This window comes from Streptomyces sp. Inha503 (assembly GCF_047215865.1).
Lineage (GTDB): Bacteria > Actinomycetota > Actinomycetes > Streptomycetales > Streptomycetaceae > Streptomyces > Streptomyces lycopersici.
Genome location: NZ_CP178360.1, coordinates 8,723,583 through 8,743,237, shown reverse-complemented (window position 1 = coordinate 8,743,237; position 19,655 = coordinate 8,723,583). Strand labels below are relative to the sequence as shown.

The following is a 19,655-nucleotide window of genomic DNA, read 5'->3' as shown; positions in this document are numbered from 1 at the left end:
GAAACATGTGGTGAGCGTATGCGTCTGGCATAGCACCAGTTCGGAGGCCGATTTCGGAGTCATCGACAAGACTCCAGTGAGCCCGGAGCGTCACTCGAGCGTCACGCCCCGGCCGGCCTCCCGCTTCGGCTCCGGCCCCGGCACCGGGGCCCAGTCATCGGCCTGGCGGACCGGAAGCCCCCACTCCGGGGTCAGATCTGGTTCTCGCCGCCGTCGACGTAGAGGTTGGCGCCGAGGATGAAGCTGCTCTGGTCGGAGGCGAGGAAGGCGACGACCGCGGCGATCTCCTCGGGTCGTGCCATCCGGCCCAGCGCGGTGTTCGCGGCGAGCACGGACCGGAGACCGGCCGCGTTCTCCGGTCCGGCCAGGTTGGTGACCCCGGGGGTGTCGACCGGGCCCGGCGAGATGGCGTTGACCCGGACGCCGCTGCCCTTGAGTTCGTTGGCCCAGACCCGAGCGAAGGACCGTACGGCGGCCTTCGACGCCGCGTAGAGGCCGAATCCCTCGGCGCCGTTGTCGGCGGCGGTGGAGGCGTTCAGGATCACCGAGGCGCCCTCGTTGAGCAGGGGCAGCGCCTTCTGCACGGTGAACAGGGTGCCTCGCACGTTGACGTCGAAGACGCGGGCGAGGTCCTTCTCGGTGATCTGCTCCAGCGGTATCGACGAGGCGGACGCGGCGTTCGCGAAGACCACGTCCAGGCCCCGGCCGCGGGCGCGGACCGCGTCGTACAACCGGTCCAGGTCGGTCAGGTCGGAGATGCCTCCGGCCACCGCGGTGGCCCTCGCCGCACCGATGGTCTCGACGGCCGCGTCGAGTTCGGCCTTGCGTCGGCCGGTGCGGGCCATGCGGGTCTTCTGGGAGAAGGGCTACGAAGGAGCCGGCCTTACAGACCTGACCGGTGCCATGGGCATCACCCGCACCAGCATGTACGCGGCCTTCGGCAACAAGGAGGAGCTGTTCCGCAGGGCGCTGGAGCGCTACACCGAGGGCCCCGCCTCATATGCGGCCCGTGCCCTGGAGGAGCCGACCGCCCGGCAGGTGGCCACCGCGTTCCTCGACGGCTCCGTGCGGGTCACCACCCGCCCCGACTGCCCCACCGGGTGCCTCGGCGTCCAGGCGTCCCTCGCCGCCGGCGACACCGCGGGCCACGCCCGCGATGCCCTCATCGCCTGGCGCAACGAAGGCACCGCGCGTCTGCGCGACCGGTTCCGACGAGCCGTCACCGAAGGCGACCTGCCCCCGGACACCGATGCCGGACAGCTCGCCCGCTACCTCACGTCGGCGGACGCGGGGGCGCGGCAGACGGGCCTTACGGCCTATTGCGGTGATCGTCCGGGGGCTGGGGAGTGATCTTGGTGGCCCTGGCTGCGCCAGGGAACACGGCTCCGCTTCCGGAGCGCCGCGCCCCGTCCCAGGCCGGGGTGCGGCGACCGCGCGAGATCCGCGGCACGGCAGCCGTCACGCCCCGGTCGTCAGCAAGACGGTCGCGGACGGAAAGCAGGGGCGGCCTGCTTCCGCGGCTGTCATCCGGCCGGGTTGTCCGAGGGCTGCGGCTCGCCGAGCATCTGGCAGCTGGCCGCTTCGACGAGCGCCTTGTTCGCGGTGGCGGCCTTTTCTTCCTTGATGCCGAAGTTCGTGCTCGTCAGGACGGCGACGCTGCGCCGGCCGCTCGCGTCGGTGTAGATCTCGCTGGAGTAGCCGGGCAGGCCGCCGGTGTGGCCCCAGACGGTGCCGCAGGCCGTGTCCACCTTCATCAGGCCGAGCCCGTAGCCGCCGCCTTCTTCGGGCGCGTTCACGGTGGTCCGCATCTGCTTCATCTGGGCCATCGGCAGCAGCTCGCCCGAGTTCAGCGCGGTGAGGAAGGTCTGCCAGTCCCGCGCGGTGGAGACCATGCCGCCTGCCGCCCAGGACCAGCTCGGGTCGATGGCGGAGGTGTCGATGTTGTCCCCGGAACGCTCGGGACCGGCGAACCCGACGCCTTCGGGCAGGTCTACGGTCCCGGAGAGGATGGCCCTCAGGCGCTCGGCGTCCGGCTCGTAACCGGTGACGTGCTGCTTTTCAGTGGTCTCGTCGGTGTCCCAGTCGGCGTTCGTGGCGAGGTACGAGTCCTTCATGCCGAGCGGCCCGGTGATCTTCTCCTTGATCAGCTCGGTCAGGCTACTCCCGGTCGCCTTCTCGAGAATCAGCCCGAGCGCTTCGTAATTGGCGTTGCTGTAGGAGTACTTCTCGCCGGGCTCGGCCGGCGGGTCCTGCCCGGGCGTGATGGCGAGCAGTTCCTGCGGCGTCCAGGTGCGCTTCTCCTGGCCGGTGAGGGAGGGCAGGAACTCCGGGGTCAGCAGGAAGTCGCCGAGTCCGCTGGTGTGGTTGAGCAGCATCCGGACGGTGATGTCCTCGCCGCTCTCGACCAGGCCGGGCAGCCACTTCTCCACCGTGTCGTCGAGGCTGATCTTGTTCTCGGCGACCTGTTGCAGGACGAGGGTCGCGGTGACCGTCTTGGTGTTGGAGCCGACCCGGAACCGGTCGTCGGCGGCAAGATGGTGGTCGTCCTCCGTCCAGGCGGCCTGCTTCGCGATCTCGACGGGCGCTCCGTCGCCGGAGTCGACCCGGACGATGACGCCGAGGGAGCCGGTGTCGGCCGCCTGCTGCGCGAGGCGGGCCAGTGGCGCGTCGGCCGCCGGGCTCGCCACGCTCTGCTCGGCCGCCGGCCCGGCCCCGTCCGAGCAGCTCACGAGCGCCGCGCCCATGCAGGTCGCCAACGCCGTGATCAGCGCTCCACGGCGGATCCGGTGACGGCGGGACAGGGTGTGTGCGGACATGGCAGGTTCCCTTCGGCGCATGACAGTTGCTGTGTGCGTCGAGGGGCCGGGCACTCACCTGATGAGCGGCCGTTCGGCGGGTCCCGCGCACAACGACCATTCAGTCAGCGGCGCGCATCCGGTACATCGCTCGATGGCGGGCTTCCCACCGGCGCGGGCTCACTCCAAGGAGTGACCCCGTCGGGTACGGCGCCCCGCCGGCCCGGGTGATCAGGACAGAGTGTTCCTGGCCAGCACCGCCGCCTGCGCCCTGCTCTGGCAGCCGGTCTTCGTGAGCACACGGCTGACGTGCGTCTTGACCGTGTGCAGGCTGACAACGAGCCGGTCGGCGATCTCGGCGTTGCTCAGCCCGTCCCGGATCAGACGCAGCACGTCGACCTCCCGCTCGGTGAGGCCCCTCAGCCGGGCCAGGTCCTGGTCGCTGGGCCGTCGCCGGCCGCTGAGATGGCCCTCGATGATCCGCTGGGTCACCGCGGGGCTCAGCGCGCTGTGCCCGGCCGCCGCGGCACGGACGGCCCCGGTCAGCTCCTCGTAGGAGCTGTTCTTCAGCAGGAAGCCGGAGGCGCCGGCCGCCAGCGCGTCGTCGACGTACTCGTCCAGGTCGAACGTCGTCAGCATGAGCACCCGGCTGCGCCCCGGCCCGAGCAGTCCCCGGCGGCCCAGCTCGGCCAGGGCCCACAGGCCGTTGCGGCGCGGCATGCGAATGTCCATCAGCAGCACGTCCGGCCGCAGCCGCGCGCACGCCTCGACGGCTTCCTCACCGTCGTCCGCGGTGCCTGCCACGGTGATGTCCGTCTGGCTGTCCAGGATCGCGCTCAGTCCGGCGCGGATGATCGGCTCGTCGTCCACGACAAGCACGCTGATCTGCTCAGACACCGGCAGGCTCCCACGGCATCGTGGCCACGACGCGGAAGCCGCCGTCCTCGGTCGGGCCCGCGATGAGTTCGCCGTCCAGCGCACCCACCCGTTCCTCCATGCTGACCAGGCCGAGCCCGACCCCCGCGCCGGCCGTGCCGCGGCGGGCGGCGCGACTGTTCACGACCTCGCACCGCAACTCTCCCGCAGCGTCGTCGACACTCACCCGGACCAGCGCCCCGGGCGCGTGTCGGCGCGCGTTGACCAGTGCTTCCTGCACGACGCGGTACGCCGCCAGCTGCACCGGTCCCGGCACGGATTCCAGCGCGCCGGCCGTCGTCAGCTCGACCGTCCCTCCCGCGGCACGGTGACTGTCCAGCAGCGCGTCCAGCTCGCCGAGGTCCGGCACGGGCTGGAGCGGGGCCGCGTCCGCGGGGTCGCGCAGCATCCGCAGTAGGTCGCGCAGTTCGCCGCTGCTCTGCCGGCCCGCCGCCGCCAGCCCGTCCACCTGCGTGCGGGCCCAGTCGGGCAGTTCGCCGCCGCGGGCCCGCAGGGTCTCCGCGTGCACGACGAGCAGGGTCAGCGAGTGCGCGACCACGTCGTGCATCTCACCGGCGATCCGTGTCCGCTCGCGTTGCGTGGCCTGCGCCGCCTCCAGGGCCTGCGCCCGGCGCGCGTCGGCCGCCCGCCGCTCGGCCGCGGCCAGTAGTTCCTGCCGGGTCCGCGCGGCGAACCCCATCGCCCACGCCAGCGGCATCGGGGCCAGCGCGGCGAGGACGTCCAGACCGCCCCGGAAGTCACCGGAGTCGGTCGTCATCCGGTTCAGCCAGAGACCGGCCGCGCTCAGCACGGTGACGCCGAGGAGCGCCGACACGGTCCGCCTCCAGCTCGCGCAGTGACTGCCCATGGCGTAGAGCAGCACCGCCAGCGGCAGGAAGACCAGCGGCGACAGCTTGGCCCCCGCGCCCGCGCTCCCCACCAGCGCCACCAGCAGGGTCCCGAAACCCACGACGAAGGCGGTGGCCGGCAGTCGCCGCCGCAGGAGCAGGATCACCACGCCCACCGCCTCGTACACCGTGAGCGACGCCCAGGCCGGCCCGGAGGTGTCCACGTACGGCTGCGACAGCAGCGGCGGCAGAAGCGTCAGCACGACCAACCCGGCGTCGGCGCCCCACCCGCGCCACCTGCCGTCCATCACTCTCATCCCTCCGACACTAGGACCTCGCACGCCGGCCTTCGTCACTCCAAAGAGCCACTCACGCTCCAGCACGGAGCCACCGGTCCTCCGTGTCACCGGCGCAGGCTGTGTGGCGCGGCTGAGGGTTCGGCTGGTGCCGGCCGGCGATCACGCCCCTCTTGGGGCGAGAGGGCGGACCGGCGAAAGCGCGGACAGTTCCCTGCCGTGATCGCTCCTGCGACTCGACCAGCCTCACGAGGTACCGGAGATGAGCGCCCGTCGGGCAGCGGTCAGCAAATCGACGACCTCGCCGGCGGCCGTCCGGACGGTCTCCTCGTCCACGGGGGCGGACGGTTCGACTGCTGCCGCGACGGTACGTCCGAGCAGGTCCGCGCGATGCTCCGCGGGCGTGGCCTCACTTTCGGGGCCTAGGATCCGCGGATTCGTTAGCAACGGCGGACCTTCGGCCTGTATCGAAACAGCCCGCGCCGCGGGCGCCAGCTGGGCCGACCTCGCCCACCCGCTCGGCGTCGCCAGCCGCCAGGCCGCCGAACGCCAGTACCTGCGAGGCCAGCCCGGCCCCACCGGAACCACCGGCGAACAACGCGTCCAGGCCACCCGCGAACGCCGCGCCGCCGACCGCCCCCTCACCGCCTGGGCCCGAAACAATGCCGCCGACCTGCGCCGCATCGCCGGCCAGATCACCGCCCTCACCGAACTCCCGGCCGCCGCCCGCGGCTGCGTCAGCCAGCTCGACGCGGCCCTCGCCCAGGACGATCCCGCCGCCCTCGTCCGCCCCCGGAACGCCACTCGCCCCTACCTGACACACCTCCACCCCGACCTCGCCGCCCGACTCGACGCCCTCACCGACACCACCTCCGCCGCCTCCGACTGAGTTGGTTTCTGTGGAATCAGCGCTGTCAAGTGAGATGCTGCTAGCGGCAGGCCATCGCGGCACCGGGTCGACCGTCGCCAGCGGCGGGGTGCCGGGCCGCCGTGGCGGCCAAGGCCGTCCGGCACCGCCGCCGCGTGCCTTCAGCTCCGCGCCGTCCGTGGCCTGGCGGATCTCACGGCCGGAGCACAGCACCAGCGAGAATCCACCGAGCACGATCAAGGCGATGCAGGCGACGCCTTCGGCAGACCCGCCAGCAGCGAGCGGCGAGCGGAGTCGACGTGTTCCTCAGCCTTTCGTGCCAGGGTCCGTACGTCGCCATCGCGCAAAAGGGCTGCCAGTTCCCGATGTTCGTCGACGACCCGGGCACGGTAATGGTCATAGCCGGACTCGACCCGGCGCAGCTGGAACAGATGGATCTGAGATCGGATGGCGTGCCACGCCGCAGTGAGGCGCCCGTTGCGGGCGGCGGCATAGATCTGGTCGTGAAACGCGATGTCCAGTGCCACCAGACGACGGCTGTCGGCAGCGGCACGGCATTCAGTGTCCATCGCGTCGACGAGGCGGTCGAGCTCGGCGAAGTCGGCAGTGCCCGCCGACCGCCGCGCGGTCGTCGCGGCGAGGCGGTCGAGCGCGGCGCGCAGGGCGTAGACCTCCTCGACGTCCTCAGTTCGCACCTCGATGACGGTGGTCGCCCGGTGCCAGCCTGTGCGGATGAGGCCTTCGTGTTCCAGCTCGGCGAGGCCCTGACGGACCGAGCCGCGGCTGATGCCGAGGTGCGTTGCGAGTTCAACCTCCCGCAGCGGCGCTCCAGGCGGGAAATGGCCGGCGAGGATCGCCTCGCGGACCAGGTCGGCTGCCTCGTCGGCGAGCCCTCGGCGGGCGGCTTTCGGCAGAGCGGCTTTCGGCAGAGCGGACACCATGTTCAGATGTTGACATCTGAACACCGATCGGGCAAGTCACAAGCTCGCGCAATGTCTAATGTTGACATCTGGACATCCTCCGGTGAAGGTGGACAGGGTTGCTCGTCCATCCCCTCGCGAGAGGAGGGACGCCCATGTCGTCCCGTCCCGCTGCGCACCTGGCCATCCCGGTCGACGACCTTGGCGCCGCCCGCACCTTCTACGGAGGCGTCCTGAACCTGCCGGAAGGACGGTCCACCGACCACTGGGTCGACTGGGACCTGCACGGCCACCAGCTGGTGACCCACCTCGTTCCCACCGCACCTGCACCGGCCGGCGTCAGCGCAGTGGAACAGCACACCGTGCCCATCCCGCACTTCGGCCTGCTGCTGACCGAGGAGCGCTTCCACACCACCGCCGACCGGCTACGGACAGCCGGTGTGCACTTCGACATCGAGCCACACCGCCGATTCCCCGGCCAACCAGCGGAGCAATGGACCATGTTCTTCCGCGACCCCGCCGGCAATGCTCTGGAGTTCAAAGCATTCCGCGACGAGTCGATGGTGTTCGCGCGATGAGGGGCGTCCTGGTGACCGGCGCCTCCCGGGGCATCGGCCGGGCCATCGCAATGGCGTTCGCCGCAGGCGGGGACCGAGTAGCGGTGCAGTACGCCAGCCGACGTACAGACGCCGAGGAAACGCTGCGGCAGCTGCCCGGCACTGGGCACACGCTGATCGAAGGCGATCTCGGCGAATCTGATGCCGGCGAACGGATCGTGGCGGAGGCCGTGACGGCGCTCGGCAGCATCGACGTCCTGGTCAACAACGCCGCCGTGGCACCGGCGGCCGGCACACACCACCCGGTCGCCGATGTCCCACTGCACACCTGGCAGCAGATCTGGCGGCGCATGCTGGACGTCAACGTGCTGGGCACGGCCAATGTGACCTGGGCGGTGGCCCGACACCTCATCGACCGCGGTACCGGCGGGAGCATCGTGAACGTCGGATCACGCGGCGCGTTCCGCGGCGAACCCGACTTTCCCGCCTATGGAGCGAGCAAGGCCGCGCTGCACGCCTTCGGGCAGTCGATGGCTGTCGCGCTGGCGCCACACGGCATCGCCGTCACGTCGGTGGCCCCGGGATTCGTCGCCACCGAACGCCAGTCCGCCAAACTCACCGGCCCCGACGGGGATCTGGTCCGTAGCCAGAGCCCGTTCGGCCGGGTCGGCACCCCCGAGGAAATTGCCGCCACCGTGTGCTTCCTCGCGTCGCCTGCCGCGGCCTGGACGTCGGGCACCATCGTCGACCTCAACGGCGCCTCATACCTACGCACTTGATAGGCCACCCGCATGCCTCCCATCGCCCTGGCTATCCGTCATCTCGGCTTCGAGGACCTCGGGCTGCTCTATCCGTTGCTGCGCGACCGGGGCTACGACGTGCGCTATCTCGACGTGGCCGCCGAAGGCATCGATTCCGACGCGGTCACCGGCGCCGATCTGCTCGTCGTGCTCGGAGGTCCGGTCGGTGCCAACGACACCGACCGCTACCCGGTCCTGCACGACGAACTCACCGCGCTGCGGGCACGGCTCACCAGGCGGAGACCCACGATGGGAATCTGTCTCGGGGCCCAGCTTCTCGCCCGCGCGCTTGGGGCCGAAGTTGCTCCCGGCCCAGCCACAGAGATCGGATACGCCCCCCTCGCCCTCACACCCGAAGGCATGACTTCAGCCCTGCGTCACCTCGCCGATGTTCCCGTCCTGCATTGGCACAACGACTGCTTCGAACTGCCCGCCGGCGCCCGCCACCTCGCGTCCACCACGCGGTGCCCGCACCAGGCGTTCGCCGTCGGAGCCCATATCCTCGGGTTCCAATTCCACCTGGAAACCGATCACCGTGACATCGAACACTGGCTCATGGGCCACGCCGAGGCTCTCCTCGCCGCGGACATCGATCCGCGCACCCTGCGGCGTGACGCAGCCGCAGTCGGCCCCAAGCTGAGCCGCCAGGCTGCCGACGTCGTCACTGAGTGGCTGGACGAGGCCGGCTGCTGAGCACAACCCTCCGCACGTGCTGCCGCCGATAGGAATCTTCACCAAGGAAGAGGTCGCGGGGATAGGCGCGGTTGGGGACACCGGCAACAGAACGGGCACAGGTCCGGGTGATCATGGAGTTGCGACGCTCTGTGATCACTGAGGAGGCCTGTGCCCGCGCTTCCATCATGGTTGACCGAACCGCTCGGGGGCCAATTCGCGGCTCTGCTGCCCGAGCGGCCGGAGTACCACCCGGACCATCCGCTTGGCTGTCACCGCCGACGCATCAGCGACCGGATCGTCGGTCTCGTCCTCGACCAGATCGCCGTCGGCGGCTCCATCACCAAGGCTCCCGGAGGCGGCGAGGTGGCCGGGCGTTCCCCGGTCGACCGCGGCAAACAGGGCCTGAAACGCTCGGGCATGACGGACGGGTACGGCATTCCCCTGGGCCGTGTCCTGGCCGGTGCCAACCGCCACGACTCCCCGCTACTCGCCCCGACCCTGGACCTGCTGGACGACCTGGGTCCGTTGCCCGACGACATCACCGTGCACCTGGACGCCGGCTACGACTCGGGCAAGACCCGCACTCTGCTCGACGAACCCGGCCTGCGCGGCCGGATCGCGTACATGGGCGAGAAGGCGCCCATCCAGGCAAGCCAGAGGCGGCACGTGGAACGCACCCACGCCTGGCAGAACGCCTTCCACCGCATCGCCCGCTGCTACGAGCGCCGGGCCACCGTCGTCGACGCCTTCTTCGACCTCGCCGACACGATCATCACCGTGCGCAGCCTGATAAGACGGGCATGGTCCACTCACCGCTGGGACCAACGCCCGAACCGCCGACCATGACCACACGCCTATCCGCGCGACCTCTAACCAGCGGAGGGTCCTTCCAGTGTTGAACGTGGACACCGCACCACCTTCAATATCAGCAAGGTGCAGCCACCGCGTCCGCTCTCACTCAACGGCCAGCAGGCTGACGGAGGCCGGTTCGGCGTTCCTGCCCGAGGCGCGCATCGCGATCGAGGCACTCGACTGGGCCCGGGCCGCCGTGGAACCCCTCTCCGCGGGCCTGCGCGGCAGCCTCACCGTGGGCGTTCTCAGCGGGCTGACCTTCGCGGAGACGGCCGGGGACGCGGTGCGTGTCGTTCCTCTCGCGGACGCCCGGCTCTCTTGGACGCTCGGCGTGGTCATGTTGGCGACCCGACCGCCGACACGCGCGCTGCACGCCCGCGGCGGCGACACTGAAAGGCCCCGAAAGAAGTCGTTTACGCTCCGCCTCACTGACGGCGACGGACGCTTATTCGGTGAGGGTCACCACCGTCGGTGAGGTCGCTTTCTGGAGCGTCACCACGGTGGTGCCGTCGGCGGAGCGGGTGGTGATCACGGGGTGCCGGTTGGTGTCCTGGGTGTCGGGGAAGTCGGCGTAGTAGGCGATCCAGCCGGGCCGTGACGACAGGACCAGGAGGCTGGCCTCGACGGTGCGGCCGGCGACGGCCACGGTGATGCGGGACGGGGTTTCCGTCCCCCGGTACGTCCCGGCCCACAGGGTGCCGGTGTCGTCGTCGAAGGCGGTGGCGGACAGGGGTGCGCCGACGATCTCGGGGGAGGTCGTTCCGCGGGCCGGTCGCGGTGCTGGGGCCCGTACGGTGCCGTCGTCGTGGCTGACCGTGAGGCGGCCGTCCGTGCTCAGTCGTATGCGGTTGAGCCGGGTGACGCCCCGCGCACGCTGGGGGTGTCCGTCAGCCGCGGGAGTCCTCTGGGACTTTTCTGGGACTTCCGGCTTCATCAACCGGCACGAGCATGAAACAACTGAAAGACCATTCGCGCAGGTCAGCGGCCAATGACGCCTCATCATGGCAGGTCAACGCGTTGGCTGGTCTCTTCCGCGACATCTGAAAGCTCTCAGAAGCAGTGCCGCCAAACCCCCTGGCGCACTCGACATGCTGCGTCACCGGGAAGAGGCCGGGTTGAGCGAGTCGCGGAAAAGGTCAGGGCAGAGCCCTTTTGGGGCTCGCGGTACCGCGTGGTGGCGCTCAGAGGCGCGGTCGGCAAGGACGGGGACGCCTGGCGTTCGCAGATCCAGATGATGCGACGGGTGCGGGTTGCGGTCAGGTCGTGGGGGCAGCCCGGGGCTCACCCCGGGCCACCGACAACCGTCGGTCCGGTCGACAGAGGCAACCGGGGACTCGATCACCGCCATAAGCAGAACCAGTCAACCCATCCTGCCTTCCTCAAACCGGCCGAGCAGGGCAGGACTCAACTCGCCGTCCCGCACATCCTGGTCGACCCGGCGTCCGCCAGCCACAAGATTCCCAGTATCGGGAGCGGAGGGCTCATGACGGATCAGCAGACCGGTGACAACGTTTTCACTGTGGGAGACACACTCAGTGCCGAGGAAGTGGCCGTCTACCGCTGGCTGGCTCTGAACGGTCGCCCCCACCTCGTCGCAGCCGTGGCCACCGCACCGGTGGAGCGGGCCATCGCGGAACAGCAGACACAACTGCGCCTCTTCCGTGATCAGTTCGCCCAACTGGCCGCCGACTACGACGAGGGGAGGCACGGTGTCTCCACGGCCCTGGAGACCATTCCAGGCTCACCCATGTGCGGGCCGCGCTGAACCGGACGGCCGAGCAGTGCCGCGAGGACATGGTCACCGTGCAGCCCGGCGGCACCCGCCCGCCCGAGGTGCTCCAGGACGCACTGCTCCGGGACAGCCAGATGCTCGCTCGGGGGGGGGTGCGGATGCGGAACCTGTACCACCACACCGCCCGGTTCAACAGCCCCAGCCAGGCGTACGTGGCCACGGTGAGCGCGCTGGGCGGCGAGTACCGGACCGCCCACCAGCTCGCCGGCCGGTTGATCATCTTCGACCGGGAACTCGCGTTCATGAGCGACCGCAACGACCGGCTGGGCGCGGTGGTGATCCGGGAGCCGTCGGTCGTGCACTTGCTGTACGAGCTGTTCGAGCAGGTGCGGTCGCAGGCCCAGCCGTTCTCCCACGCGACCACCGACGGCCTGGAGGCGGTCGCCAAGGATCTGGACCGCACCATCCTGCGACTGCTGGCGACAGGGCTGAAGGACGAGACGATCGCGCGGCGGCTCGGCATGCTGAACGACGACGGAGAGCCGGACGCTGCACCCACGCAGCCCTGACCTGATCCGGCGGCCGCCCGGGGGCACACGCCGTCAGCCCAGGGCCCTCCAGGTGGAGTTCGAGCAGTGTGGTCGGGGCGTGGATCTCCGACAGCCGGTGAGCGTGCTGAGCCTGGCCGCGCCGGCCTGGACCGGCCCTGGCCCGCCGCGCCCCTGGAGACGCCGCGAGCTGCTGCCGCGTCCGCGCTCATGGTGACCGGGGATCACGGTCCGCTGCCGGACGCCGCCACGGTCGAGCGGCTGCTCGGGCTTACGGAACGGGCGTGGGCGGCGCGTGCCTGAAGCCCTCGCTGGAGTTGCCGCTGAAGCCGTCGCCGCAGCCGTCACCGCAGTCCCGGTGAAGCCGCCACCGCGCCGTGCGCGGAGCCTCCGCCGGGCAACCGGCGCCGCCCATTTGCCTCGTATGGCGTGAATGCGCCTTTCGGTCCCTAGGTCCCACCAAGAGTGGCCCACAGCCCCTTCCGGAACTATCGTCCGCTTCATACCGTCAAGGGCTGCGGTACTCCGCTTCATGCCGACCGACTGGACGCCTTCCGTGCCCGATCCCTCCCACGCCGCCACCTGGCGCTTCGCCCTGCCGCACACGACGGCCGCCGTCCCGCTGGCGCGTGCGCTGATCCGGAACACCCTGGCCGACATCGGGGCGCCCGTGGACGGCGACACGGCGGAGCTGCTGACGGCGGAGCTGGTGGCCAACGCGGTGCGGCACACGACCGGCGACGAGCCGATAGAGCTGGTGGTGGAGCTGGTGCCGACCGGGGGCTGGCAGGTCGAGGTGCACGACCAGGACCCGAATCCGCCGGGCGGACTGGACTCGCTGGGGCGTCCCGAGGGGCCCAAGAGACCCGACGGCCTCGCCGAGGGCGGACGCGGCCTGCTGCTGATCCGGACCCTCAGTGCCGACGCGGGCTACCGGCCGACCCCGTACGGCAAGGCGGTCTGGTTCGTCCTCCCGCCCATGGAGGACTGAGGGCGGCCCACGGCGGAGTGAGGGCGGCCCGCCCACGGCGGACGGCCGCCCGTCGGGCGCTACCGGGCGCCGAGCGTCGCGACCAGCACCGCCTTGATCGTGTGCATCCGGTTCTCCGCCTCGTCGAAGACGACCGAGTGCTCGGACTCGAAGACCTCGTCGGTGACCTCGAGCTCGGTCAGCCCGTGCCGCTCGTGGATCTCCCGGCCGACGTCGGTGCCCAGGTCATGGAAGGCCGGCAGGCAGTGCAGGAACTTCACCGCGTCGTTGCCCGTGGCGCGCAGCACATCCATCGTCACCGCGTACGGCCCGAGCAGCGCTATCCGCTCGTCCCAGACCTCCTTGGGCTCGCCCATGGACACCCACACATCGGTTGCGACGAAGTCCGCGCCGCGCACGCCCTCCTCGACGTTCTCGGTGAGCGAGATCCGGGCGCCGGACGTGGTGGCGAGCTGCCGCGCCAGCTCCACGATGGTGTTGTCGGGCCACAGCAGGCTGGGCGCCACGATGCGGACGTCCATGCCCAGCAGGGCGCCGGTGACGAGGTAGGAGTTGCCCATGTTGTACCGGGCGTCGCCGAGGTAGGCGTAGGCGACCCGATCCAGCGGCTTGTCGCTGTGCTCGCTCATGGTCAGCACATCGGCGAGCATCTGGGTGGGGTGCCACTCGTCGGTGAGGCCGTTGTAGACGGGCACCCCGGCGTGGGCGGCGAGCTCCTCGACGACGCCCTGGCCATGGCCCCGGTACTCGATCGCGTCGTACATCCGGCCGAGCACCCGCGCGGTGTCCCGCACCGACTCCTTGTGACCGATCTGGGAGCCGACCGGATCGAGATAGGTCGTCGAGGCGCCCTGGTCGGCGGCCGCGACCTCGAAGGCGCAGCGGGTGCGGGTGGAGGTCTTCTCGAAGATGAGGGCGATGTTCCTGCCCCGCAGCCGTCGCTCCTCGGCCCCCGCGCGCTTGGCCGCCTTCAGCTCGGCGGCCAGGTCGATCAGGCGGCGGAACTCGTCGGCGGTGAAGTCCAGCTCCTTGAGGAAGTGGCGGCCGGTGAGGTCAATCGCCATAAGGGTGGCTCCTAGGTCACGGCGAACACGTGGCGGATCAGCGGCTACGGCGGGGTGCCGCGGCCCGGAACCATGGAAGCATATACGAGGCTCTGCATATATACGGAAGCGGGTAGGTGAAATCCTGGCCCTACGGCTCGGGGGCGAATCCTGGCACTGCGGCTCGGGGCGAAACTCCGACCCTACGGCTGCACCGGGTCCCGCTCGACCGGACAGCTCATGCACCGCGGCCCGCCCCGGCCCCGGCCCAGCTCACTGCCCGGGATGTCGATGACCTCGATCCCGCACTTGCGCAGATAGGTGTTGGTCGTCGCGTTCCGCTCGTAGGCGACCACCACGCCCGGCTCGACCGCGAGCACGTTGCAGCCGTCGTCCCACTGCTCGCGCTCGGCCGCGTGGACGTCCTGGGTCGCGGTGAGCACGCGGATGGAGTCCAGGCCGAGGGCCGCGGCTATCGCGCGGTGCATATGCTCCGGCGGATGGTCGGTGACCTTGAGTTCCTGGCTGCCCGCGCCCGGCTCGATGGTGTACGAGCGGAGCATCCCCAGCCCCGCGTACTGGGTGAAGGTGTCCCCGTCCACCATGGTCATCACGGTGTCCAGGTGCATGAAGGCCCGCCCCTTGGGCATGTCGAGCGCCACGATCGTCCGGGCCGAACCGGCCTCGAAGAGCCGGTGGGCGATCATCTCCACCGCCTGCGGAGTGGTCCGCTCGCTCATCCCGATCAGCACCGCGCCCTTGCCGAGGACCAGCACATCGCCGCCCTCGATGGTGGAGGGGTACGCGGCCTGGCCCTCCGACCAGACGTGGAAGTCCTCCTTCGCGAAGAGCGGGTGATGGCGGTAGACGGCCTCGTAGTGCACCGTCTCGTGCCAGCGGGCCGGCCAGCGCATCGCGTTGATCGACACCCCGTCGTACACCCACGCGGAGGCGTCCCGGGTGAAGAGGTGGTTCGGCAGCGGATTGACCAGGAAGTCATCGGCTTCCATGGCGTGGAAGCGGACGGAGATCGGCTCCGGGTACCGCGCCAGATACTCCCGCTTGGTCATGCCGCCGATCAGCGCCTCGGTCAGCTCCGGAGCGGTCAGCTCGTCGAAGGCGGCGCGCAGGTGGTCGGTGGCCAGCGGCCCGTACTCCTTCTCGTCGAAGACCCGGTCCAGCACCAGCGCCCGCGCGTCCGGCAGGGTCAGGCTCTCGGTGAGCAGATCCCCGAAGAGATGCACCTCGACCCCGCGGTCCCGCAGCACATCGGCGAAGCCGTCGTGCTCCTGGCGGGCACGGCGCACCCACAGGACGTCGTCGAAGAGCAGGGCGTCCTTGTTGGTGGGTGTGAGCCGCTTGAGCTCCAGGTCGGGGCGGTGCAGTATGACGCGGCGCAGCCGCCCGGCCTCGGAGTCGACATGGAATCCCATGCCCCCATCTTCGCCGCTCGCGGCCCATTGTGAACGCTCCGCGCCACGGATCTCCCGATCTCTCCCACGGACCGCCGACCGCCGACCGCCTTCGGCGGAGTGGCGGTGAAAACGCGCGCGCCGCGCGGGAAGCGCCACCGCGGTCCGCCGCGGGCGGCGAGCGGGCGCCGCTCGGCCCCCGTCGGTTCCGCCGCGGGGCGGAAGCCGGGCGACTGAACGGCCTCGCTGAGGTCCGGTGTGGTTCGGTTGCGCCCCGAAGGGGCGCGGGGCTGTGCCGATATGCGGCTCCGCCGCGCGGGCGCGACCAGCCACGACGCAGCGTGCGGATGAACGACCGGACCTCGCGGCACTCCCCGCGGAGCGCTCAGCCCGCCGCGATCACCACGATCAGCACCAGCGCCACCGCGATGAACCCCAGCAGGGCGGAGACCCACAGCTGGCCGGGCTTCAGATCGATACGGCTGCCGTCCTCGGCGCCCCCGCGCCGCCAACGCCGCCGTGCCGCGCGCCGGGCGGCGCGGGCCGCCGCCTCCCGGTGCTCCAGGGACTCCTCGGCCACGCCGCCGAACAGCGCCTTCCAGCCCTTCTCACCGAACCCGGTGCTCTGCCGGGTGCCGACGATCCGGCGCACCACCTCGCGGCCCGCCCCGTCCCCGGCCGTCCACAGGCCGGGCAGGACGCAGGCCATCAGCTCCGGCACCGCGCCGCGCCGCGCGTACGGGCGGACCAGCCCCTCGTACAGCATCAGCGCGTTGCGCACCCGCAGCCTGCGGTCGGGGTCCGGGGCGGGTAAGCGCGCGCCGCCCGGGGCGCGGTGCGGCGGATCGAGATAGAGCTGGGCGAGCAGCACCTTCTCGCAGACCGCGTCCGCCAGCTCCGGACCGCGCTCGGGCGCGCGGCGCACCAGCTCGACCACGACGCGAGTGGCCCGCTCGGCGGGCAGCCCCTCGTCGAGCGCGCTCAGCAGCAGGCCGTCGTCGGCCTCCCGCAGCGCCGCCGACAGGGTGTCCCCGCCGTGGCGCAGCGCCTCGCGCAGCATCCGCGCCCCGGTGACCGAGATCCGGCGCGCCCCCGCGCTCGCCGGCCTCTCGTGGGCGTGGTCGTGGGTGGTCTCGTGGGTGGTCTCGGTACCTGTCGGGTCCTCTGTCTCTTTCACCATCGACGTTCTCCTCACAGTGCCTCCAGCACCTCCCGTATCCGCGTGGCCGCCCCGGCGTCGAGCGGCTCGTCGCCGTCCTGCGCCAGCCGGGGCAGGAAGTCCCACAACACGGCCAGCTGCCGCTCGTCCCCCGCCGCCCGCCGGATCCAGCCGACCAGCGCGTCCTCGGCCGCACCGGCCGATCTGGCCCAGGTCAGCGCGGCCCGCAGCAGTTCGGCCAGCCGTGGCCCGCACTCCGGATGGGCCGCGAGCAGCGCCGTGGCCAGCGGCCAGGCGGCGTACGGCTCCAGCTCGGGCACCTCGCCCAGCCCCCACAGATGCGAGGTGCGGGTGGTGACCGCGCGCAACGTCGCGAGCAGCGCCAGGTCCCGGCGGGCCCGCCGGGTGTCGCGCAGCCAGTGGGTGAGCGCGGCCAGTACGGTCTCCGGCTCGGCCCCGGCCAGCAGCCGCACCGCGCTGTAGGAGGTGGTGCGGCCGTCGTCGGCGCGGGCGAGCCGGCCGAGTTCCTCCAGGGACGCCGCGACCGAGCCCGCCGCCAGACCGTAGCCGTGGGCGAGTGCGGCGGTCTCGCGCTCCCGCTCGTCGTCGCCGCGCGCCCATGTGTGCAGCAGCCCGTTCACGGCGGGGCGCACGTCCGGGGCGCGGGACGCCTCGGCGAGCGCGGTGGCCGCGGCCATCCGCTGCACCGGGCTGTCGGTGCGGGCCAGCGGCAGCGCCAGCTCGACCAGGCCGTAGAGATAGTCGCGGGCGCACAGCACGCCCGCGGCGACCGCCGCGCGCACCCACACCTGGGGGCGCGGGTCGTCGCACAGCGCGCGCAGCCAACGGGCCATCGGGCCGCGGAGGTTGTGGTGGGCGTCCCAGGACTCGTGGAGCACGGCGGGCGCCAGCCGCCGCCCCTCGAACCACACGGCGCGCACGGGCACCGAGGCGTCCCCGAGGTCTTCCACCCCCTCGCCGTGGACCGCGCGCGCCGTGGCGAGGCAGGCCCCGGGGCGGGCGGTGAATAGCGGACGGCCGGGCGCGTACTGCGGATCGAGTGTGACGGCCAGTTCCCAGGCCAGCAGCTCGGCGGCCTCCGCCATGACGCTGTGCGCCGAGCCGTCGAAGACGGCGAGCGCGATCCGCAGCGCGGCGGCGCGCAGCGCGGGCAGCGCGGCGGGCAGGGTGCCGGGGGCCCCGGCTTCCAGGAACCACTCCCGGGCCTGGTGCGGGGCGAACGACCGGCAGTGCTCCAGCAGCCGCTCGTCGGACAGCCTGCCCTCGGCGTGCGCGGCCAGATGCCCGGCCAGCCGGGCGGCCTCGCCGGGCCGTGGCTCGTCCAGGCCGAGCGCATCGGCCAGCTCGGGGCGCCGGGCGGTGGCCCGCGCGGTCTCCAGCAGTCCGGCGGGGTAGTCGGCGAGCAGCTCGGTGAGATGGCGGTCGAGGACGTCGGCGGCGGCCGGGGGCCGGTACGCCACGGCGTGGCGGCGGCCGCGCAGCAGCCGGTCGGCGGCCGGGCCGCCCGCGACCAGCACCACGCAGAACGCCTCGTGCTCGGCGAAGTGGGCGCGCAGCCGGTCCAGCAGGGGCTCGACCGTGGATTCGGCCGTGGATCCAGCCGTGGATTCGGCCTGGTAGGCGGGGAGTTCGAGGAGATAGCCGTGGCCGCGCTCGGTCTTCTCCACGCCCTTCTCCACCCCGGACGCCCCGTCCGGGCCGGTGTATCCGAGCCGGGAGACCCCGCCGCCGGTCAGCTCGGCCAGCTCGGCGAGGAGGGCGAGCCCGGTCCAGGCGCGGCCGGTGCCGGGTTCGCCGCACAGCGCCACCAGGTGGGTACGGCGCAGATGGTCGCGCATCGCGGCATGCCCGGGGACGGCCCGGTGGAGCCGGCGCAGCCGGGCCAGCTCCTCGCGCGGCACCGGCCCCTCGGGCAGGGGGTACGGCGCCGGATCGGCGCACAGCCGGGCGGGGCCGTAGGCGATGTGCAGATGGGCGCGGGCCTCGCGCGCCGTACGGGCACCGCCCGGCTGGCCCGCGCCGTCCAGCGGGCCGCCCTGGGGGATGTCCAGCCGTCGTCCCCGCGGCTGTGCCGGGGCACTCACCTCTTCCGGTGGGCTCACGCCTTCCGATGCGCTCACGCCTTCCGATGCGCTCATCGCTTGCCGTCCTTCATGCCGTGGCCCCCGTCTCGCGATGCGGTGGTGGATGCGGTGGTGACGGGGTGCCGGTGAATGCCGGAAGCGGGCGGCGGGGCTCGTCCCCCTGCCCACCCCGCCGCCCTTCTCCGGTGCGGGGCGCTCGGGCCTCGTCCGGCAGACCGTCACCGGACGGCGGCCGGGCCGTGCGCACCCCCGTCGCTCACGGTCCCGCGCCCTGTGCCAACTCCAGGGTCGCCGGGGAACGGCGGGACGGCTGTAGCCGTTTACACAGTCGCGTCAAAACGCGGGGGAGTGCGCGCCCGCGCTCAATCGCGGGGACGCGCTCAATCCCGGCGGCGCGCTCAATCGCGGGGGCGCGCTCAATCGCGGGGGCGCGCCGGTATCTGCTCTCCCCTCGCGCGGCCCTCGGCCAGCAGCCGCAGCAGTCCGATGTCCATCACCTCGAAGCGGCGCGAGGCGGTCCGGACCACGCCCTGGCCACGCAGCAGCCGCAGCGCCTTGGCGACCGCCTCCCGGGTCGAGCCCACCGCGGCCGCGATGTCGTGCTGGGGCATCTGGAGATCGATGGTGATGGTGCCGTCGGCGCCGGAGTGGCCGGTGCGCTCGGCGAGTTCGACGAGCCGGGCCGCCAGCCGCTGGAGCACCTTCTCGGAGGCGAGTGACCGCCGCTCCCCGTCGGAGCTGCGCAGCCGGGAGCTGAACTGACGCATGATCAGCACGGTCGCGACGGGACGCGCGGCCAGATACGCCCGGAACCGGTCGCCGGAGACCACCACCGCCTCCATCCGGCCCAGCGCGGTGATGGTGGCGCTGCGCGAGCCGTGGTCCACCGCGGCCTGGTCGCCCACGACCTCGCCCGCCCCGCGCAGCGCGAGGATCAGCCGCACCCCGCGCTCGGTCTCCACCGAGACGGTGGCCCAGCCGGAGGTGATCGCCACGACGAAGGTCGTACGGTCGTGCTCGCGCACCACGACCTCGCCGGGGGCGTAGGCGCGGGGGGTGCCGAGGGCGAGCAGCGCGCGGCGGTCCTCTGCGGGGAGCGCGTGCAGGAAGGGCCGTCCGTCCTCGAAGAGGCTCATCCG

General features: G+C 71.9%; 19 protein-coding genes and 2 pseudogenes. 9 read left to right on the top strand and 12 right to left on the bottom strand.

Translation table 11 applies throughout. From position 1 onward, the window contains the following. Positions 1-191: 191 nt before the first annotated feature. Positions 192-845, bottom strand: coding sequence for an SDR family NAD(P)-dependent oxidoreductase (locus ACJX2R_RS37170; protein ID WP_413103645.1), 654 nt, complete (start codon positions 843-845; stop codon positions 192-194). On the opposite strand from ACJX2R_RS37170, the pseudogene ACJX2R_RS37165 reads away from it, so the two are divergent. Beyond that, positions 838-1,293: pseudogene (locus ACJX2R_RS37165) on the top strand (TetR/AcrR family transcriptional regulator); the annotation flags it as partial. The gene ACJX2R_RS37170 and the pseudogene ACJX2R_RS37165 overlap by 8 nt on opposite strands. 230 nt (positions 1,294-1,523) lie before the next feature. Here ACJX2R_RS37165 and ACJX2R_RS37160 read toward each other — a convergent pair. The 3 genes from ACJX2R_RS37160 to ACJX2R_RS37150 all read right to left on the bottom strand — a co-directional run bounded on the left by ACJX2R_RS37160 (position 1,524) and on the right by ACJX2R_RS37150 (position 4,866). Further along, positions 1,524-2,816, bottom strand: coding sequence for a serine hydrolase domain-containing protein (locus ACJX2R_RS37160; RefSeq protein ID WP_413103644.1), 1,293 nt, complete (start codon positions 2,814-2,816; stop codon positions 1,524-1,526). 210 nt (positions 2,817-3,026) lie between these two features. Next, positions 3,027-3,698: a response regulator gene (locus tag ACJX2R_RS37155; protein WP_182470677.1), complete on the bottom strand. Its 672-nt coding sequence runs from the start codon at positions 3,696-3,698 to the stop codon at positions 3,027-3,029. Beyond that, positions 3,685-4,866 carry a sensor histidine kinase gene (locus ACJX2R_RS37150; RefSeq protein WP_413106028.1) on the bottom strand — a complete coding sequence of 394 codons (1,182 nt, stop codon included), beginning with the start codon at positions 4,864-4,866 and terminating at the stop codon, positions 3,685-3,687. The genes ACJX2R_RS37155 and ACJX2R_RS37150 overlap by 14 nt, the downstream gene beginning before the upstream one ends. Positions 4,867-5,116: 250 nt before the next feature. On the opposite strand from ACJX2R_RS37150, the gene ACJX2R_RS37145 reads away from it, so the two are divergent. Next, complete coding sequence (locus ACJX2R_RS37145; protein ID WP_413103643.1) at positions 5,117-5,743, top strand: type III effector protein; 627 nt, start codon at positions 5,117-5,119, stop codon at positions 5,741-5,743. A 215-nt stretch (positions 5,744-5,958) separates the two neighbouring features. Here ACJX2R_RS37145 and ACJX2R_RS37140 read toward each other — a convergent pair whose 3' ends face one another. Next, positions 5,959-6,663 carry a GntR family transcriptional regulator gene (locus ACJX2R_RS37140; RefSeq protein ID WP_413103642.1) on the bottom strand — a complete coding sequence of 235 codons (705 nt, stop codon included), beginning with the start codon at positions 6,661-6,663 and terminating at the stop codon, positions 5,959-5,961. A 134-nt stretch (positions 6,664-6,797) separates the two neighbouring features. Between ACJX2R_RS37140 and ACJX2R_RS37135 the strand changes: the two genes are divergently transcribed. The 4 genes from ACJX2R_RS37135 (at position 6,798) to ACJX2R_RS37120 (ending at position 9,520) form a co-directional block, all read left to right on the top strand. Beyond that, on the top strand, positions 6,798-7,220 hold the full coding sequence (locus ACJX2R_RS37135; RefSeq protein WP_413103641.1) for a VOC family protein: 423 nt from the start codon (positions 6,798-6,800) through the stop codon (positions 7,218-7,220). After that, entirely contained in the window at positions 7,217-7,978 is a 762-nt protein-coding gene (locus tag ACJX2R_RS37130) for an SDR family NAD(P)-dependent oxidoreductase (RefSeq protein WP_413103640.1), read from the top strand. Before ACJX2R_RS37135 ends, ACJX2R_RS37130 begins: the two co-directional genes overlap by 4 nt. A 12-nt stretch (positions 7,979-7,990) precedes the next feature. After that, on the top strand, positions 7,991-8,692 hold the full coding sequence (locus ACJX2R_RS37125) for a glutamine amidotransferase (protein WP_413103639.1): 702 nt from the start codon (positions 7,991-7,993) through the stop codon (positions 8,690-8,692). A gap of 150 nt (positions 8,693-8,842) precedes the next feature. Next, on the top strand, positions 8,843-9,520 hold the full coding sequence (locus ACJX2R_RS37120; RefSeq protein WP_413103638.1) for a transposase: 678 nt from the start codon (positions 8,843-8,845) through the stop codon (positions 9,518-9,520). A 451-nt stretch (positions 9,521-9,971) separates the two neighbouring features. Here the strand turns inward: ACJX2R_RS37120 and ACJX2R_RS37115 are convergent, their stop codons facing one another. Together ACJX2R_RS37115 and ACJX2R_RS37110 are read right to left on the bottom strand one after the other, a co-directional pair. Then, positions 9,972-10,460: a hypothetical protein gene (locus ACJX2R_RS37115; RefSeq protein ID WP_413103637.1), complete on the bottom strand. Its 489-nt coding sequence runs from the start codon at positions 10,458-10,460 to the stop codon at positions 9,972-9,974. Between the two features lie 252 nt (positions 10,461-10,712). After that, positions 10,713-10,804, bottom strand: a pseudogene (locus tag ACJX2R_RS37110) (IS5/IS1182 family transposase); the annotation flags it as partial. A gap of 241 nt (positions 10,805-11,045) precedes the next feature. Here ACJX2R_RS37110 and ACJX2R_RS37105 point away from each other — a divergent pair. The 3 genes from ACJX2R_RS37105 to ACJX2R_RS37095 all read left to right on the top strand — a co-directional run bounded on the left by ACJX2R_RS37105 (position 11,046) and on the right by ACJX2R_RS37095 (position 12,797). Further along, positions 11,046-11,291, top strand: a complete 246-nt coding sequence (locus tag ACJX2R_RS37105; protein WP_413103636.1) for a hypothetical protein — start codon at positions 11,046-11,048, stop codon at positions 11,289-11,291. Beyond that, the gene (locus ACJX2R_RS37100; protein WP_413103635.1) at positions 11,276-11,827 is read left to right on the top strand and encodes a hypothetical protein; all 552 of its coding nucleotides are present in this window, start codon (positions 11,276-11,278) and stop codon (positions 11,825-11,827) included. The genes ACJX2R_RS37105 and ACJX2R_RS37100 overlap by 16 nt, the downstream gene beginning before the upstream one ends. A 511-nt stretch (positions 11,828-12,338) precedes the next feature. Beyond that, on the top strand, positions 12,339-12,797 hold the full coding sequence (locus tag ACJX2R_RS37095) for an ATP-binding protein (protein WP_413103634.1): 459 nt from the start codon (positions 12,339-12,341) through the stop codon (positions 12,795-12,797). A gap of 59 nt (positions 12,798-12,856) precedes the next feature. On the opposite strand, the gene argF is transcribed toward ACJX2R_RS37095, so the two are convergent. The 5 genes from argF to ACJX2R_RS37070 all read right to left on the bottom strand — a co-directional run bounded on the left by argF (position 12,857) and on the right by ACJX2R_RS37070 (position 19,652). Beyond that, a complete protein-coding gene (gene argF / locus ACJX2R_RS37090; protein ID WP_262702752.1) occupies positions 12,857-13,861 on the bottom strand; it encodes an ornithine carbamoyltransferase in 1,005 nt (334 codons plus the stop codon). A gap of 182 nt (positions 13,862-14,043) precedes the next feature. Further along, on the bottom strand, positions 14,044-15,273 hold the full coding sequence (locus ACJX2R_RS37085; protein WP_413103633.1) for an arginine deiminase: 1,230 nt from the start codon (positions 15,271-15,273) through the stop codon (positions 14,044-14,046). 364 nt (positions 15,274-15,637) lie between these two features. Next, a complete protein-coding gene (locus tag ACJX2R_RS37080) occupies positions 15,638-16,432 on the bottom strand; it encodes a hypothetical protein (protein ID WP_413103632.1) in 795 nt (264 codons plus the stop codon). 11 nt (positions 16,433-16,443) lie between these two features. Continuing rightward, a complete protein-coding gene (locus ACJX2R_RS37075; protein ID WP_413103631.1) occupies positions 16,444-18,570 on the bottom strand; it encodes a hypothetical protein in 2,127 nt (708 codons plus the stop codon). Positions 18,571-18,932: 362 nt separating this feature from the next. Further along, on the bottom strand, positions 18,933-19,652 hold the full coding sequence (locus tag ACJX2R_RS37070) for a Crp/Fnr family transcriptional regulator (RefSeq protein ID WP_262702756.1): 720 nt from the start codon (positions 19,650-19,652) through the stop codon (positions 18,933-18,935). Between the last annotated feature and the right edge of the window lie 3 nt (positions 19,653-19,655).

What these genes read in the sequence shown, in the direction of transcription:
- ACJX2R_RS37075 (WP_413103631.1), bottom strand. Translation starts at nt 18,570, where the DNA reads ATGAGCGCATCGGAAGGCGTGAGCGCATCGGAAGGCGTGAGCCCACCG.
- ACJX2R_RS37135 (WP_413103641.1), top strand. Translation starts at nt 6,798, where the DNA reads ATGTCGTCCCGTCCCGCTGCGCACCTGGCCATCCCGGTCGACGACCTT.
- ACJX2R_RS37095 (WP_413103634.1), top strand. Translation starts at nt 12,339, where the DNA reads ATGCCGACCGACTGGACGCCTTCCGTGCCCGATCCCTCCCACGCCGCC.
- ACJX2R_RS37115 (WP_413103637.1), bottom strand. Translation starts at nt 10,460, where the DNA reads ATGAAGCCGGAAGTCCCAGAAAAGTCCCAGAGGACTCCCGCGGCTGAC.
- ACJX2R_RS37145 (WP_413103643.1), top strand. Translation starts at nt 5,117, where the DNA reads ATGAGCGCCCGTCGGGCAGCGGTCAGCAAATCGACGACCTCGCCGGCG.
- ACJX2R_RS37080 (WP_413103632.1), bottom strand. Translation starts at nt 16,432, where the DNA reads ATGGTGAAAGAGACAGAGGACCCGACAGGTACCGAGACCACCCACGAG.
- ACJX2R_RS37085 (WP_413103633.1), bottom strand. Translation starts at nt 15,273, where the DNA reads ATGGGATTCCATGTCGACTCCGAGGCCGGGCGGCTGCGCCGCGTCATA.
- ACJX2R_RS37125 (WP_413103639.1), top strand. Translation starts at nt 7,991, where the DNA reads ATGCCTCCCATCGCCCTGGCTATCCGTCATCTCGGCTTCGAGGACCTC.
- ACJX2R_RS37140 (WP_413103642.1), bottom strand. Translation starts at nt 6,663, where the DNA reads ATGGTGTCCGCTCTGCCGAAAGCCGCTCTGCCGAAAGCCGCCCGCCGA.
- ACJX2R_RS37170 (WP_413103645.1), bottom strand. Translation starts at nt 845, where the DNA reads ATGGCCCGCACCGGCCGACGCAAGGCCGAACTCGACGCGGCCGTCGAG.
- ACJX2R_RS37150 (WP_413106028.1), bottom strand. Translation starts at nt 4,866, where the DNA reads ATGGACGGCAGGTGGCGCGGGTGGGGCGCCGACGCCGGGTTGGTCGTG.
- ACJX2R_RS37070 (WP_262702756.1), bottom strand. Translation starts at nt 19,652, where the DNA reads ATGAGCCTCTTCGAGGACGGACGGCCCTTCCTGCACGCGCTCCCCGCA.
- ACJX2R_RS37130 (WP_413103640.1), top strand. Translation starts at nt 7,217, where the DNA reads ATGAGGGGCGTCCTGGTGACCGGCGCCTCCCGGGGCATCGGCCGGGCC.
- argF (WP_262702752.1), bottom strand. Translation starts at nt 13,861, where the DNA reads ATGGCGATTGACCTCACCGGCCGCCACTTCCTCAAGGAGCTGGACTTC.
- ACJX2R_RS37160 (WP_413103644.1), bottom strand. Translation starts at nt 2,816, where the DNA reads ATGTCCGCACACACCCTGTCCCGCCGTCACCGGATCCGCCGTGGAGCG.